The following is a 15,491-nucleotide window of genomic DNA, read 5'->3' as shown; positions in this document are numbered from 1 at the left end:
TGTTACGGGGGTTTTCTGCGTTTGGGGGTTGGTCGGGGGCCGGTCCCCGTTTTTTCGGCCGGACCCCTTTTCAAGGCCCGGCCGAATATCGTGCGGGTGGTGCGGTTAGGAATTCAGGCCGCGGAGCACGAGATCCGTGAGGGCCCTGAACTCTTCGTCGATGCCGGCCTTCTGCCATTCACCCGCGTACGCCGGATCGTGGAAACGGTTGGTCGCGTCGAATACCGCGCGGGCCGTCAGAGCGGGGTCGGGGTGAGGAAGGCTGAACTGCCCCTTGGCGATGCCGTCCTGAATGATGTGGTCGAGCTGCATGATCAGCTCACCGACGTGGAGTTCGACCACCCGGCTGTTCTCAGTGATCAGTACTTGGTACGTGGCGAAGAGCTGCGGATCGTCGCCCGCCTTGCGGCGCTTGGCCGCGAACAGTGTCGCGAGCCATTGGCGCAACATGGCGGGCGCCGTCAGCGAGCCGTCTGTCATGAGCAGTTGCAGTTCGTTCGTGGTGCGGTCGAGCCAGCGCTTCGTGACCGCCTCGCGCAACTGTGCCTTCGTACCGAAATGCCGGTAGACGCTGCCGTGACTGACGCCGAGCGCGCGGGCCACGTCGACGACGTTCGCCTTGGCGGGACCATGCTGGCGCAGTACCTCCTCGGTCGCTTCGAGGATGCGCTCGGTGGTCAGGGTCTCGGTTGCCATGATGCCGACCGTACCGGGCGGTGGTCAGCGCTCGCTGTCGAGGTGTGCCATCTGTGCCTCGGGATAGCGGTCACCCGCGGCGGCACCGGCCGGGACGGCCTCCTCGATCGCGGCGAGGTCCGCCGAGTCCAGGTTGATGTCGAGAGCGCCGAGCGCCTCCGTCAGCCGGTCCCTGCGACGGGCGCCGACCAGGGGGACGATGTCGTCTCCGCGGCTGAGTACCCAGGCGATGGCGACCTGCGCGACGCTGGCACCCTTCTGCTCGGCGATCTTGCGCAGCGACTCGACGAGGTCGAGGTTGTGCTGAAGGTTCTCGCCTTGGAAGCGCGGGCTCATTCCGCGGAAGTCGTTCGCGGCGAGCTTGCGGTCCCGGCCGAAGTGCCCGGAGATCAGGCCGCGCGACAGGACCCCGTACGCGGTGATGCCGATGCCCAGCTCACGGGTGACCGGCAGGATCGCCTCCTCGATGCCGCGGGAGATCAGCGAGTACTCGATCTGCAGATCGGAGATGGGGGCGGTGGCGGCGGCCCGCCGGATCGTGTCGGCGCCGACCTCGCTCAGGCCGATGTGCCTGACGTGTCCCTTCTCGACGAGCTCGGCGATGGCGCCGACGGTCTCCTCGATCGGTACGTCGGGGTCGACACGGGCGATCCGGTATACGTCGATGTGGTCGACGCCGAGGCGCTGGAGCGAGTACGCGGCGAAGTTCTTCACGGCGGCAGGCCGGCCGTCGTAGCTGGACCAGCCGCCGTCCGGGTCGCGCAGAGCGCCGAACTTCACGCTGGTCAGCGCCTTCTCGCGGTGTGTGGCGGGGGCGGTCCGCAAGGCCTCCCCGATGAGCATCTCGTTGTGCCCCATCGCGTAGAAGTCCCCGGTGTCGAGCAGGGTGATGCCGGCGTCGAGGGCCGCGTGGATGGTGGCGATGGACTCGCCCCGGTCGGCCTCGCCGTAGAGCGCGGACATCCCCATGCAGCCGAGCCCGATGGCGGAGACCTCGGGACCGGTGGAGCCTAGAAGGCGAGGGTGGAGGGTGGGGGAGGTGGGAGTGGTGGGGGACATCAGGCGCTCCTTAGATCGGTGCCGTCAGTTCGATGGTTCTGTGTCTCGCTGCCCACGATGACATGACAGCTGACAGATTTCAATATCTGTCAGCTGTCATCTGTTATCCGTCATCTGTTATCTGCCAGGTGTCACCTGTCACCTGTCACCCGCTACCCCTGCCATGCGATGGCCGGGAGCAAGTGCTGGTCACCCCCGGTCGGCCGCGCTCACCCCCGGCCATCGCGGGCTGACCGGGCCAGCCCCGGCTCAGCTCACCAGCCGTGGCAGCCTCAAGCTCAGTGCTGTTGTCAGGGCTATGCCCGCCAGTTGCACCAGCAGGGTTGTCACCAGTGCGTCTCGCATGCCCAGGCTCGGGGTCAGGGTGAGGAAGAGGGAGCCGAGTGTGGCCACGCCGAGGGCCAGGGCCGACTGCTGCGTGGTGATCATGACGCCGCTGCCCACCCCCGCCCGCGTCGCCGGCACCTCGGACAGGATGAGCCGGAACAGGATGGGGAGTTGGAGTGCCTGGCCCGCGCCCGCGAGTGCGGCGCCCGGCATCAGTTCGAGGACGCCCAGGTCGGGCCAGGTTCGCCAGGCCGCGAGGGCGATGAGGGCCACGCCGACCCCCTGGATGATGCCGCCCGCGGTGACGATCCGGGTGCCGTAGCGGGCGATGAGGCGCGGGCCCGCGAGGGATACGCCGAAGAAGACCGCGGCCATCGGCGCGAGGGCCAGGCCCGCCGGTACGGGGCCGAGGTGTTCGCCCTGCTGGAGTGCCACCGCGATCACGAACATGAAGCCGCTGAACCCGATGGAGAACGGCACGATCATGATCAGGCCGCGGCGCAGTGACACCAGGGCGAAGAGGCTCGGTGGGACCAGTGGGGTGCGGCCGTGCCGGTCCGCCCGGCGTTCCACCTGGTAGAAGGCGTACGCGACGAAGGGGAACACCGCGAGCGAGAGCCATGTCCACAGGGGCCAGCCGGCCGCCCTGCCCTCGGTCAGGGGTGCGAGGAGCGTGAGCAGGGACGCCGCGAGGAGTACCGTGCCGGGGCCGTCGACCGGTTCGGGGTGCGGGGAGCGGGTTTCGGGGACGGTACGGGTCGCCAGGAAGAGGCCGACCAGGACGACGGGCACGTTCACCAGGAACACCGACCGCCAGCCGGTCCCGAAGACGTCCGCTGCGACGAGGACGCCGCCCAGGATCTGGCCGACGACCATGGACAGGCCCGCCGTGGCCCCGTACAGGCCCATGGCCTTCGCCCGGCGCCTGCCTGTCGTCGTCGACTGGATGGTGGCGAGGACCTGCGGGAGCATCGCGGCCGACGCGGCGCCCTGCGCGACGCGCGCGGCCACGAGGGTCCAGGCGTCGGGGGCGAGGCCGCAGGCCAGTGAGGTCAGGCCGAAGGCGATCATGCCGCCGAGGAAGAGCCTGCGCCGGCCGAAGAGGTCGCCGAGCCGTCCGCCGAGGACGAGCAGGACGGCGTACGCGAGTCCGTAGCCCGCGACGACGAGCTCGAGGAGTGCCTCGCCCGCGGCCAGGTCGTGGCCGATGGTGGGCAGGGCGACGTTGACGATGAAGAAGTCGATGAGGGGGAGCGCCGCGCCGACCAGCACGGTGAAGAGCCCGAGTCCGCCGAGTGCCGGTGGAACCGTGGCGGTGCGGGCTGTGGTGGAGACAGAGAGGGAACGGGTCCCGGTTCCGGTCATGGGTACCAGCGTCGTCCGGAGCTCAGACTGGTACCAGAGTGTTCTTATCCTGGTAGAAGGACTACCTGGCAACAGGCTCCTTGGCGCGGCAGGCTGGAGGCATGACCACGATGGCGCGGACGACGAAGACGACTGCGGCACAGGCACAGGCACCGACGCAGGCACAGATGCAAGGGCTGGCGCAGGTGTCGGCGAAGGGGCAGGGGCAGGCCGGTGGAGCCCCGCGTGAGTCGCCCAAGCGGGAGTCCGAGATCCGGCGGCATGAGCTTGCCGACTTTCTGCGCAACCGTCGCGCCCGCATCACTCCCGAGCAGGTCGGCCTGCCGCGTGGCCGGCGCCGGCGTACCCCTGGGCTGAGGCGTGAGGAGATCGCGCAGCTGTCCGCCGTCGGGGTCACCTGGTACACGTGGCTCGAGCAGGCGCGGGACATTCAGGTGTCGGTGCAGGTCCTGGACGCGCTGGCGCGCACGCTGCTCCTCGACGCGAGTGAGCGCGCGCATCTCTTCCAGCTCGCCGGGGCCGTCGATCCGTCGCCCGCGGCGAGCTGCCAGACGGTCACGCCGGCGCTGCGGCTGATGCTGGAGAAGCTGGAGCCGCTGCCCGCGTGCATCCAGAACAGCCGGTACGACATCCTCGCGTACAACCGCACGTACGGGCGGCTGCTGTGCGATCTGGACACGGTGGCGCCCGAGGACCGCAACTGCATGGTGCTGATCTGCACGAACGAGCAGTGGCGGAAGTCGTTCGTGTTCCTGGAGGACACGATCCGGCTGATGGCGGCCAAGTTCCGCGGGTCGATGGCCGGTCATCTGGGCGAGCCCGCCTGGGAGTTGCTGCTCAAGCGGCTCGAGGACGAGTCGCCGGAGTTCCGTGAGGCGTGGCAGCTGCACGAGGTGGTGGGCACGCGCAGCAAGACGAAGTACTTCCGCAACGCGCACGTCGGACCGCTGTCCCTGGTCCACACCGATCTGTGGCTCGGCCCGGACCAGGGGGCCCGTCTGGTGACGTACACGCCCGCCGACGAGGAGTCCCGCGAGGGGCTCGACCGGCTTCAGGAGCTGGCGCCCGCCGTGACCTCCTGATTTTCCCGGCGGCCACGGGTATCGGGCGGTCGGTGAGGAGGCCGATCAGGGGTGTGGTGACGTCGGAGCCCGCGAGGATCCTTCAGGCCGCGCGGGTTCTGGCGCAGGCCGCTTCAGGAGCTTGCGCCCGCCGTGGCCCCCTGGATTTCCGGCTGTTCCAGGCAGAGGGCGGTGCGCTGGGCGGTGGAGCGTGCCCAGCGGCCGCTGGTGAGGAGGCCGACCAGGAGGACGGCGACGCCGCAGCCCACGATGATCCACCAGCCGCCGCGGCTCGCGTCGACGAACGTGGTCGCGTACGCGGGCGTGCCGACGCCCGACGCGATGCCCGACGCGAGGACCGCGCCGATGACGGCGACGCCGAGGGTCTGGCCGATCTGCCGGCTGGTGGAGGCGACCGCGGCGGCGACGCCGGCCTGCGCGCGGGGCATGCCCGAGACGGCGGTGTTGGTGATGGGGGCGTTGACGAAGCCGAAGCCGAGGCCGAACAGGACGTAGCCGATGAAGCGGGTGACGTTCGAGGTCTCCGCCTCGAACGCGGCGAACAGGACGCCGCTCGCCGTCATCGCGATGCCCGCGACGAGCAGCGGGATCCTGGGGCCGCGGTTGCCGACGATGCGGCCGGAGATCGGGGCGCACACCAGGGTCATGGCCGCCATCGGCAGCATCCACAGGCCGGCGTCGAGGGCGTCGAGGCCGCGTACGTTCTGCAGGTAGAGCGTCGAAAGGAACAGGAAACCGCCGAGCGAGGCGAACGCGCTGATCGCGATCACCGTGGCGCCGCTGAAGGGTGCCGAGCGGAAGAAGCGCAGGTCGATGAGGGGTTCCGCGCGGCGTGGCTCGTAGGCGATCAGGCCGGCGAGGGCCGCGAGGGCGAGCAACGCGAACGTCACGATGACGGGGGACCTCCAGCCCGCGGCGGGGGCCTCGATGATCGCGTAGGTGAGGGAGCCGAGGAGCGTCATGACGAGGAGCTGGCCGACCGGGTCGGGGCGGCGCGGCTTGGGGGCGCGGGACTCGGGGACGTAGCGCATGGTCAGCAGGAGGGCGGCGAGGCCCACCGGCAGGTTGATCCAGAAGATGGAACGCCAGCCGACCGAGTCGACGAGGACGCCGCCCACGATGGGGCCCGCGGCCATGGAGATGCCGACGACGCCGCCCCAGACGCCGATGGCCCGGGCGCGCTCCCGGGGCTCGGTGAACGTGTTGGTGATGATCGACATGGCGACGGGGTTGAGCATCGAGCCGCCGACCGCCTGGACCATGCGGAACGCGATGAGCGACTCCAGGTTGGGCGCCACGGAACACAGCACCGAGCCCACGGTGAAGATCACCAGGCCGGCCTTGAATATCCGGCGGCGACCGATCCGGTCGGCCGTCGAGCCCGCCAGCATCAGGAGCGAGGCGAGGACCAGCGTGTACGCGTCGATGGTCCACTGCATGCCGGAGACGCTCGCGCCGAACTCCTTCTGCATGCTCGGCAGCGCGACGTTCAGGACGGTGTTGTCGAGGCTGACGATCAGCAGGCTCATGCAGCAGATCGCGAGGACGAGCATCCGCCGGCGGTGGGTCAGTGGAGGGGGCATGTAATCGACGGTAGCCCCACCGCGGGCGGGGCCGCCCGCCAGGTGGGGGACAATGGAGAGCCGTCCCTGCCCGCCGCCCCACGTTTTCGGAGAGCCCGCCCGATGTCCCAGCAGCTCACCATCGGTCCGCACCTCGTGCAGCCGCCCGTGGTCCTCGCGCCCATGGCCGGGATCACGAACGCGCCCTTCCGCACCCTGTGCCGGGAGTATTCCGGCGGCAAGGGCCTCTTCGTGAGCGAGATGATCACGACGCGGGCGCTGGTCGAGCGCAACGAGAAGACCATGCAGCTCATCCGTTTCGACGCGAGCGAGCAGCCCCGGTCGATCCAGCTGTACGGCGTCGATCCGGCGACGGTCGGCAAGGCCGTCCGGATGATCGCCGAAGAGGATCTCGCGGATCACATCGACCTGAACTTCGGCTGCCCGGTCCCGAAGGTGACGCGCAAGGGCGGCGGCTCCGCGCTCCCGTACAAGCGGAATCTGCTGCGGGCCATCCTGAAGGAGGCCGTCAGCGGGGCCGGGGACCTGCCGGTCACGATGAAGATGCGCAAGGGCATCGACGACGACCACATCACGTTCCTCGACGCGGGCCGGATCGCCGTCGAGGAGGGTGTCACGGCGATCGCCCTGCACGGGCGCACCGCGGCCCAGCACTACGGCGGTACAGCCGACTGGGACGCCATCGCGCGTCTGAAGGAGCACGTCCCGGAGATCCCGGTCCTCGGCAACGGCGACATCTGGTGCGCCGACGACGCGGTGCGGATGATGCGCGAGACCGGCTGCGACGGCGTCGTGGTGGGGCGCGGCTGCCTGGGCCGGCCGTGGCTGTTCGGGGATCTCGTCGCCGCCTTCGAGGGCACGGGCGCGCCCGCCGCGCCCGACCTGCGCAAGGTCGCCGACGCGATGGTGCGGCACGCGGGGCTGCTCGGCGAGTGGATCGGCGACGAGGCACGCGGTGTCATCGACTTCCGTAAGCACGTGGCCTGGTACCTGAAGGGCTTCTCGGTCGGCTCCGAGATGCGCAAGCGGCTCGCCGTCACGTCGTCGCTCGCCGAGCTGCGCGCGGGGCTCGACGAGCTGGACCTCGACCAGGCGTGGCCCGTGGGCGCGGACGGGCCTCGCGGCCGTACGTCCGGCAACAACCGGGTGGTTCTGCCGGACGGCTGGCTCAGGGACCCGTGGGACTGCGCGGGTGTCAGCGAGGACGCTGAGCTGGACACGTCCGGAGGGTGAACTGGTCGCGGGGGAGTTGTTTCTCACCGACCCGCCCCACCTTGTCCTTTCGCCGTTTCCTCCAGCCCAGCCCAGCCCAGCCCAGCCCTTTCCCGGAACCGGGGGCTCTGCCCCCGCACGCCCCCGGCCGCCAGGAGACCTAAAAGACCGCCGTGAGCAGCGCGAGCGGCGCCGCCGCCGAGCGTGACTCGCGCTCGCACGCGTGCGGGTACGGGACGGGCGCCGGGTACGCCTCCCGCGCGTACCCGGCGAGCACCTCCGGCAGCCGGTGGCCGGAGGCCGCGGCCGCCTCCACCAGTGCGTGCGCCACCGTCCGCGCCTCGTCGTGCAGCCCGTAGCGGGCGAGCCCGAGCGCGATCAGGGCGTTGTCGTGCGGCCACACCGAACCCCGGTGGTAGGAGAGCGGGTGGTACGCGGCCTGACCGGCAGCGAGCGTGCGCACCCCCCAGCCGGAGAAGAAGTCGGGCTCCAGGAGGCGCCGGCCGACCACCTCCCCGTACTCCTTGTCGAGCAGGCCCGACCACAGGAGATGGCCCGCGTCGGACGCCAGCGCGTCGACGTGCCGGCCGTCGCCGTCCAGGGCGAGCGCGGGGAACGCACGGTCCGCCATCCAGAAGTCCCGCTGGAAACGGTCCCGCAGATCGGTCGCCGCCTGCTCCAGGAGGTCCGCGTACACCGGGTCGTCCCAGGCCGTGCGGGCGAGCGTGGCGGTGCGGCGCAGGGCGTCGTACGCGTAGCCCTGGGCGCCCGCCGCCGTCACGGGGCCCGTGGGGCGGCTGCCGTCGGCCGAACAGATGGCGCCCGGTGAGTCCTTCCAGTTCTGGTTGGCGAGGCCGCCTCGGTCGGCTCGGTAGACGAGGTAGCCGCGTGAGGTGAGGCCGCCGTGGTCGAGCATCCAGCTGACGGCGGCCCGCGCGTGCGGTTCGAGGCGGCGGGCCGTCGCCAGGTCGCCGGTCCGGTCCGTGTACGCGCCGAGCAGGACGAGGAACAGGGGCGTCGCGTCGACCGAGCCGTAGTAGCGGGCGAACGGGACCTGTCCGAAGTGCGCCAGCTCGCCGTGCCGCACCTCGTGGACGATCTTGCCGGGCTGGGCGACGGCGTCCTCGGTGGACTCCGTGGCCTGCGTAGCGGCGAGCACCGGGAGCGTCGCGGCGGCCAGGCCCGGCCGGTACGGGAGGGCGAACAGCGAGGTCAGAAGGGCGTCCCGGCCGAGGAGTGTGAGGAACCAGGGGACGCCCGCGCCCGGCACGCTCAGCCGCTCGCCGTCCGGGCCGGTGGCCGGGACCTGGAGCACGGCCAGGTCGGCGAGGCCCTTCGTGCACGCCGCGGCGAGACCGGGCCAGGCGGCGGGCAGTGTGATGTCCCGCGTGAACTCCTCGGTGCGCGCGGCGAGTTCGGCCGCCGCGTCGGCGGGGGAGGCGGGGACCGGGGCGCTGGGCGCGCCGTGCGGGCGGGCCGCGACACGCAGGCTCAGGTCGGCCGTGCCGTGCCCGGCCAGTTCGAGGGCCCAGACGAGGCGGCGGGCGCCGGTGCCGGTCTCCTCGACGGCGTCGGGCGCGGGTTCCGCGGTCACCGTGGTCGACGAGCGCCACTCGCCCCGCCGGTAGCCGAACCGGACCCCGTCCTCCAGGGCCGACCGGGAGCGGACGGCGCCGGTCTTCGTGTAGGTGCGGTGGTCGGCGCGCAGCTCGAACTGGTCGGTGAAGTCGGCGTCGACGGTCAGCGCGAGCCGTACCGTCGTCGGCGCCGCGCGGTTGGAGACGACCCGCAGGGTTTCGACGAACGCGCTGTCCGCCACGGCCTGTTCGCGGAAGAGCGTGTACGCGGGCGGCTCCAGGCGGCCGCCGCGCGGCACGAGCACACAGCGCGCCACGCCCTCGCCGGCGCCGGTCCGCCCTGCCGCGTCCCCGCCCGGTGGTCCGGCGGGGGTGAGCACCTCGGGCGCGGCGCCGTCCGCGGTGAGCTGCCAGCGGCTGAGGTGCCGGCCGTCGCGCACGAACAGGCCGTCGGGCGAGCCCGATCCGCGTACGCCGCTGATGTCACCGCTCGGGCCGATCGCCGCGAACGTGGCGCCCCGCACGAGCAGTTGATGCTGTCGGTCCGTCATCCCCAGGTCCCTCCCTCGTGCCGCTCCCGCGGCTGCTGCAGCAGATCCAGGGCGAGCGCGGCGCTCCAGGCGAAGCCGCGCGCGCCGCAGCCGCGTCCCGTGTACGGATCCACGTATTCGGCGAAGGCCGTGTCGAGCGCGGTGCCGAGCAGCGCGGTGCGCAGGCGTTCGGCCTCGGCGTGCTCGCCGTGGAGGCGCAGGCCACGCTCGATCAGCCAGTTCGTGTTGAACCAGGCCGGTCCGCGCCAGTAGCGGTGCGGGTCGAAGGCCGGTCCCGTCAGGTCGTAGCTCGGCACGAGCCGCACCGCCGTACCGAGGCCGAAGCGGGGGCCGCGGGCGGTGCGCAGCAGGCCGTCGGTCACGTGCCGGGGAAGCGTCGGCAGGATGAGCGGGATCAGGCCCGAGACGCCGTACTCCGGGACCAGGGCCGGGGGTGGTGACATCTGCCCGGTGGTCGTCCGGGACGTGTCGTGTCCCGGTGCGCGGGATGCGGGGTGGCTGTCGGTCGCGTGCAGGTCGCGGCAGAAGAACATGCCCGTCGCCGGGTCCCACAGGCGCTCGACCAGGGCTGCCGTGAGGCGTTCGGCGCGGTCGTGCCGGGCCGTGCCCGTGGCGCCGAGTTCGCGGGCGATGCGGGCGAGGGCGTGCTCGGAGGCGATCAGGAGGGCGTTGAAGGAGGGGTCCTCGACGGCGAACTCGCCCTTTCCGTCGGCGTACCGTCCGTCGCGGTAGTCCGTCGCGAGGCGTACGTACCGGCCGTAGTCGAGGTCGGTGGGCCGGTCGTCGGGCGTGCCGTGCTCCAGGTCGGCGCGGTGGAACGCGTGCGCGGGAGCCGGGGCGATCCGGCTCAGCGGGGCGTCCCAGCAGGGGCTGTTGTCCATGCCCTGCTCCCAGGGATGGATCACCGAGGCGAGGCCGCCGCCGCCCAGGTCCCTGCGGTGCAGGAGATAGCGGTGCCAGGCCGCGAGCTTCGGATGGATGCGGGCCAGGAACGAGCGGGACCGGGACAGCCCGGGGTCGGCGCGGTGCACGAGCCACGCGGCCAGCGCGTGCACCGGCGGCTGCACGATGCCGGAGGTCTGCACGGCGCGCGGCGCACCGGCCGCCCGGCCCGAGGTGGAGGAGCGCCAGAAGTCGGGGCTGGGAAAGTAGGCGTCGAGGGGGACGGAGGGGTTGAACACGATGTGCGGCACCCGGCCGTCGTCCCACTGGGCGGCGAACAGCGTCTCCAGCTCCAACTGGGCGCGCAGCGGCGACACATGGCGTGACCCGATGGCGACGAACGCGGAGTCCCACGACCACTGGTGCGGATAGAGGGTGCGGGAGGGGACCGTGGACGTGCCCGTCCAGTTCGTCTCCAGGACCCGCGCGGCCCGCTCGCGCAGCGCGGCCCGCTCGCGCTCGCGCGGGGGAGCGGCGGCATCGGAGGCGTGGCGCAGAGCCGCACCGGTCCGCCGGGTTGTGCGGTCCACACGAACTCCCACGGTCTGTCAGTTAAGCCGTATCCAGCATAGAGTTACGTCTACTTGACCAGCAAAACCCAATATGTAACGCGCAGTTGACGAACGCAAGGGGTGCGAATGGCCGGGGACCGGACGAGAGAGCGGCCGCGGAGCCAGGCGAGCGCCGGGGACCTGCTGCACCTCGTGCGCAGCGGCCGGGCGATCACGCGCGGCGCGCTCCAGGAGGCCACCGGGCTCTCCAGGGCCACCGTCGGCCAGCGCCTCGACCGGCTCTTCCGGGCGGGCTGGCTGCGTGAGGGCGCGGGCGGTCCGGCAGGGTCGCCGACGGGCGGTCGGCCCTCCCTGCGCCTGGAGTTCGACGACGCCCACGCGGTCGTCCTCGCCGCCTCCCTCGACACCCGGCACGCGCGCGCCGCCCTCCTCACGCTCACCGGTGAGCTGCTCGCCGAGCGCTCCGGCGCCCTGTCCGTCGACGAGGGGCCGGAGCGGGTGCTCGGCGCGCTCGGGGGCTGGTTCGCCGGGCTCCTGAAGGAGGCGGGCCGGAGCGCGGACGCGGTGTGCGGCATCGGGCTCGGGGTGCCGGGTCCCGTCGACACCGCCACGGGCCGCGTCGTGCAGCCGCCGATCATGCCGGGCTGGGACGGCTACGACATCAGGGGCCGCCTGGGCCGCTCCTTCGCCGAGCAGACGGGCGGCGCGGGTGGGTCGGGTCGCTCAGGTGACGCGGCCGGCGTCCCGGTTCTCGTCGACAACGACGCCAACCTGATGGCCTACGGCGAGCAGCGCACGGGTCACCCGGACTGCGCGGCCTTCGTCCTCGTCAAGGTGTCCACCGGCATCGGCGCGGGCGTCGTCGTCGGCGGCCAGATCTACCGGGGCATCGACGGGGGAGCGGGCGACATAGGGCATGTCCGGGTGCCCGAGGGCGCGGGCGCGCTGTGCCGGTGCGGCTCGTACGGGTGCCTGGCCGCGGTGGCCGGCGGGCGCGCCCTTGCGCGGCGGCTCACGGAGGCCGGGGTGCCGGCCGAGTCGGGGTCGGATGTGCGGGAGCTGCTCGCCGAGGGGCACCCCGAAGCGGTGCGCCTGGCACGGGAGGCCGGGCGCAGCGTGGGCGAGGTCCTGGCGACGGTGGTGACGCTGCTCAACCCCGGGGTCCTGATGATCGCCGGGGATCTGGCCGGAACTCCCTTCCTCACGGGCGTACGCGAACTGCTCTACCAGCGGGCCCTGCCGCGCTCCACCGCTCATCTGGACGTGGTCGGCGCGCGGCTCGGTGAGCGGTCGGCCCTGGTCGGGGCGGGTGCGCTCGTCGTGGAGCACCTCTACGCGCCGGACAGGGCGGAGGAGCGGCTCGCGGCGCTCGGCCTGTGACCCCCCGTTTTCCGTCCGGATGCTGACATCGAGGGGCCCGGAAACGGCGTGATTCTCGCCACCCCTGATAGGGGTGGCGCTCAGATGAGCATGTTGAGGCCGGTTGTACGTTTCTAAGGCATGGCACTGAGTGCCACTGCTCGATCATTTATGACTTGAACTCACATGAGCCTTGAGCCCGCTCACCTGAGCGATATCCGGGGTCTACGGGGGTTGCGTGTTCAAGAAATGAAGACAAGCCTTCGAGTGTCGCTATCCATTAGTTACTTTCGATCTAGCGGCGGACGGGTGGTTACGGCCGTATGACGCACAAGTGGACGTACCCAGATGCCTTCGATCTGGGTATGTTCCTCGCCGTCAGGGCAGCCACCGAGTCATCGAGGAGTCGAGACCCGTGTCGGAAAACAAAGATCCCCACGTAGTGAAGTTCGTTTACGACTTCACCGAGGGAAACAAGGACCTCAAGGACCTCTTGGGCGGGAAGGGTGCGAACCTCGCCGAGATGACCAATCTCGGTCTGCCGGTTCCTCCTGGTTTCGTCATCACGACTGAGGCTTGCAAGGTCTACCTCGACAGTGGCGATGAGCCGGTGGCACTGCGTGACGAGGTGAGTGCGCACCTCGACGCCCTTGAGCAGAAGATGGGCAAGAAGCTCGGCCAGGCCGACAACCCCCTTCTGGTGTCGGTGCGTTCGGGCGCGAAGTTCTCCATGCCCGGCATGATGGACACCGTCCTCAACATCGGACTCTCCGACAAGTCCGTCCTCGGTCTGGTCAAGCAGTCCGGCGACGAGCGGTTCGCCTGGGACTCCTACCGGCGCCTCATCCAGATGTTCGGCAAGACCGTCCTGGACGTCGACGGAGAGCTCTTCGAGGACGCCCTCGAGAAGGCCAAGGCCGCCAAGAAGGTCACGGTCGACACCGACCTCGACGCCTCCGACCTCAAGAAGCTGGTCACCCGCTTCAAGAAGATCGTGAAGACCGAGGCCGGCCGGGACTTCCCGCAGGACCCGCGCGAGCAGATGGACCTCGCCATCCACGCGGTCTTCGACTCCTGGAACACCGACCGCGCCAAGCTCTACCGCCGCCAGGAGCGCATCCCCGGCAACCTCGGCACCGCGGTCAACATCTGTTCCATGGTCTTCGGCAACCTCGGCCCCGACTCCGGCACCGGCGTCGCCTTCACCCGTGACCCCGCCTCCGGCCACCAGGGCGTGTACGGCGACTACCTCCAGAACGCGCAGGGCGAAGACGTCGTCGCGGGTATCCGCAACACCGTGCCGCTCGCCGAGCTCGAGTCGATCGACAAGAAGTCGTACGACCAGCTCATGCAGATCATGGAGACGCTCGAGACCCACTACAGGGATCTCTGCGACATCGAGTTCACGATCGAGCGCGGCCAGCTGTGGATGCTGCAGACCCGCGTCGGCAAGCGCACCGCCGGTGCCGCCTTCCGCATCGCGACGCAACTCGTCGACCAGGGCCTCATCGACGAGGCCGAGGCGCTCCAGCGCGTCACGGGCGCCCAGCTCGCGCAGCTGATGTTCCCGCGCTTCGACGAGAGCGCGAAGGTCGAGAAGATCGGCCGCGGCATCGCCGCCTCGCCGGGCGCCGCGGTCGGCAAGGCCGTCTTCGACTCGTACACCGCCGTCAAGTGGTCGCGTTCGGGCGAGAAGGTCATCCTGATCCGCCGCGAGACCAACCCCGACGACCTCGACGGCATGATCGCCGCCGAGGGCATCCTCACCTCGCGCGGCGGCAAGACGTCGCACGCCGCCGTCGTCGCCCGCGGCATGGGCAAGACCTGTGTCTGCGGCGCCGAGGACCTCGAGGTCGACACCAAGCGCCGCCGGATGACGGTCGGCGGGCAGGTCATCGAGGAGGGCGACGTCGTCTCCATCGACGGCTCCACCGGCAAGGTCTACCTCGGTGAGGTGCCGGTCGTCCCGTCCCCGGTCGTCGAGTACTTCGAGGGCCGCATGCACGCCGGCGCCGACGACGCCGACGAGCTCGTCGGCGCCGTGCACCGGATCATGGCGTACGCGGACCGCGTCCGCCGGCTGCGGGTGCGCGCCAACGCGGACAACGCCGAGGACGCGCTGCGCGCCCGTCGCTTCGGCGCACAGGGCATCGGCCTGTGCCGCACCGAGCACATGTTCCTCGGTGAGCGCCGCGAGATGGTCGAGCACCTGATCCTCGCCGACACGGACACGGAGCGCGAGGAGGCCCTCAAGGAGCTTCTTCCGCTCCAGAAGAAGGACTTCGTCGAGCTGTTCGAGGCGATGGACGGGCTCCCGGTGACGGTGCGCCTGCTCGACCCGCCGCTGCACGAGTTCCTGCCCGACATCACCGAGCTGTCGGTGCGCGTCGCGCTCGCCGAGTCCCGCCAGGACTCCAACGAGAACGACCTGCGCCTCCTGCAGGCCGTGCACCGCCTGCACGAGCAGAACCCGATGCTGGGCCTGCGCGGTGTCCGTCTCGGCCTCGTGATCCCGGGCCTGTTCGCCATGCAGGTACGGGCCATCGCCGAGGCCGCCGCCGAGCGCAAGAACGCCAAGGGCGACCCGCGCGCCGAGATCATGATTCCGCTCGTCGGCACCGTCCAGGAGCTGGAGATCGTCCGCGAGGAGGCCGAGCAGGTCATCGCCGAGGTGCAGGAGCAGACCGGCGTCGAGCTGAAGCTGGCGCTCGGCACGATGATCGAGCTGCCCCGCGCCGCGCTGACGGCCGGGCAGATCGCCGAGGCCGCGGAGTTCTTCTCCTTCGGCACGAACGACCTGACGCAGACCGTCTGGGGCTTCTCCCGCGACGACGTGGAGGCCTCGTTCTTCACGGCGTACCTGGAGAAGGGCATCTTCGGGGTCTCGCCGTTCGAGACCATCGACAAGGACGGCGTCGGCAGCCTCGTACGCAACGCCGTGGAGGCCGGCCGCGCCACGCGGCCCGACCTCAAGCTCGGCGTCTGCGGCGAGCACGGCGGTGACCCGGAGTCGGTCCACTTCTTCCACGAGGTCGGCCTGGACTACGTCTCCTGCTCGCCGTTCCGTATCCCGGTCGCCCGCCTCGAGGCCGGCCGCGCAGCGTCGACCTCGACGGGCAGCGACCACCGGTAGGAACCGGTCCGCAATACTCCGGAGCCGTTGTCTGGGTGCCCGACCCTCACGAAAGGCAGCGGCTCCGGTGCACCGAAGGAGAGGGCGGTACCC

General features: G+C 71.0%; 10 protein-coding genes. 4 read left to right on the top strand and 6 right to left on the bottom strand.

Annotation, left to right across the window (positions count from 1 at the left end; all coding sequences use genetic code 11):
• Nucleotides 1-105: 105 nt before the first annotated feature.
• The 3 genes from LGI35_RS16485 to LGI35_RS16475 form a co-directional block, all read right to left on the bottom strand.
• A complete protein-coding gene (locus tag LGI35_RS16485; RefSeq protein WP_206301892.1) occupies nt 106-696 on the bottom strand; it encodes a TetR/AcrR family transcriptional regulator in 591 nt (196 codons plus the stop codon).
• Nucleotides 697-720: 24 nt separating this feature from the next.
• Nucleotides 721-1,755: an aldo/keto reductase gene (locus tag LGI35_RS16480; protein ID WP_227294577.1), complete on the bottom strand. Its 1,035-nt coding sequence runs from the start codon at nt 1,753-1,755 to the stop codon at nt 721-723.
• Between the two features lie 249 nt (nt 1,756-2,004).
• Nucleotides 2,005-3,447 (bottom strand): MFS transporter, encoded by a 1,443-nt coding sequence (locus tag LGI35_RS16475; protein WP_227294576.1) that lies wholly within the window; start codon nt 3,445-3,447, stop codon nt 2,005-2,007.
• A 167-nt stretch (nt 3,448-3,614) separates the two neighbouring features.
• Between LGI35_RS16475 and LGI35_RS16470 the strand changes: the two genes are divergently transcribed.
• A complete protein-coding gene (locus tag LGI35_RS16470; protein ID WP_451063854.1) occupies nt 3,615-4,529 on the top strand; it encodes a helix-turn-helix transcriptional regulator in 915 nt (304 codons plus the stop codon).
• A gap of 113 nt (nt 4,530-4,642) precedes the next feature.
• Here LGI35_RS16470 and LGI35_RS16465 read toward each other — a convergent pair whose 3' ends face one another.
• The gene (locus tag LGI35_RS16465; RefSeq protein WP_227294574.1) at nt 4,643-6,112 is read right to left on the bottom strand and encodes an MFS transporter; all 1,470 of its coding nucleotides are present in this window, start codon (nt 6,110-6,112) and stop codon (nt 4,643-4,645) included.
• A 102-nt stretch (nt 6,113-6,214) separates the two neighbouring features.
• On the opposite strand from LGI35_RS16465, the gene dusB reads away from it, so the two are divergent.
• Nucleotides 6,215-7,345 carry a tRNA dihydrouridine synthase DusB gene (dusB, locus tag LGI35_RS16460; RefSeq protein WP_227294573.1) on the top strand — a complete coding sequence of 377 codons (1,131 nt, stop codon included), beginning with the start codon at nt 6,215-6,217 and terminating at the stop codon, nt 7,343-7,345.
• Between the two features lie 139 nt (nt 7,346-7,484).
• Here the strand turns inward: dusB and LGI35_RS16455 are convergent, their stop codons facing one another.
• Together LGI35_RS16455 and LGI35_RS16450 are read right to left on the bottom strand one after the other, a co-directional pair.
• On the bottom strand, nt 7,485-9,452 hold the full coding sequence (locus LGI35_RS16455) for an amylo-alpha-1,6-glucosidase (protein WP_227294572.1): 1,968 nt from the start codon (nt 9,450-9,452) through the stop codon (nt 7,485-7,487).
• Nucleotides 9,449-10,924 (bottom strand): MGH1-like glycoside hydrolase domain-containing protein, encoded by a 1,476-nt coding sequence (locus tag LGI35_RS16450; protein ID WP_376601665.1) that lies wholly within the window; start codon nt 10,922-10,924, stop codon nt 9,449-9,451. The genes LGI35_RS16455 and LGI35_RS16450 overlap by 4 nt, the downstream gene beginning before the upstream one ends.
• A gap of 108 nt (nt 10,925-11,032) precedes the next feature.
• On the opposite strand from LGI35_RS16450, the gene LGI35_RS16445 reads away from it, so the two are divergent.
• Complete coding sequence (locus LGI35_RS16445; RefSeq protein WP_227294571.1) at nt 11,033-12,286, top strand: ROK family transcriptional regulator; 1,254 nt, start codon at nt 11,033-11,035, stop codon at nt 12,284-12,286.
• A gap of 394 nt (nt 12,287-12,680) precedes the next feature.
• A complete protein-coding gene (ppdK, locus tag LGI35_RS16440; RefSeq protein ID WP_227294570.1) occupies nt 12,681-15,398 on the top strand; it encodes a pyruvate, phosphate dikinase in 2,718 nt (905 codons plus the stop codon).
• The last annotated feature ends 93 nt before the right edge of the window (nt 15,399-15,491 follow it).

Origin of the sequence: Streptomyces longhuiensis (genome assembly GCF_020616555.1) — a bacterium.
In the GTDB taxonomy this organism is placed as follows: domain Bacteria; phylum Actinomycetota; class Actinomycetes; order Streptomycetales; family Streptomycetaceae; genus Streptomyces; species Streptomyces longhuiensis.
The sequence above is the reverse complement of the archived record's forward strand: the minus strand, read 5'-3'. Positions and strand labels throughout refer to the sequence as shown.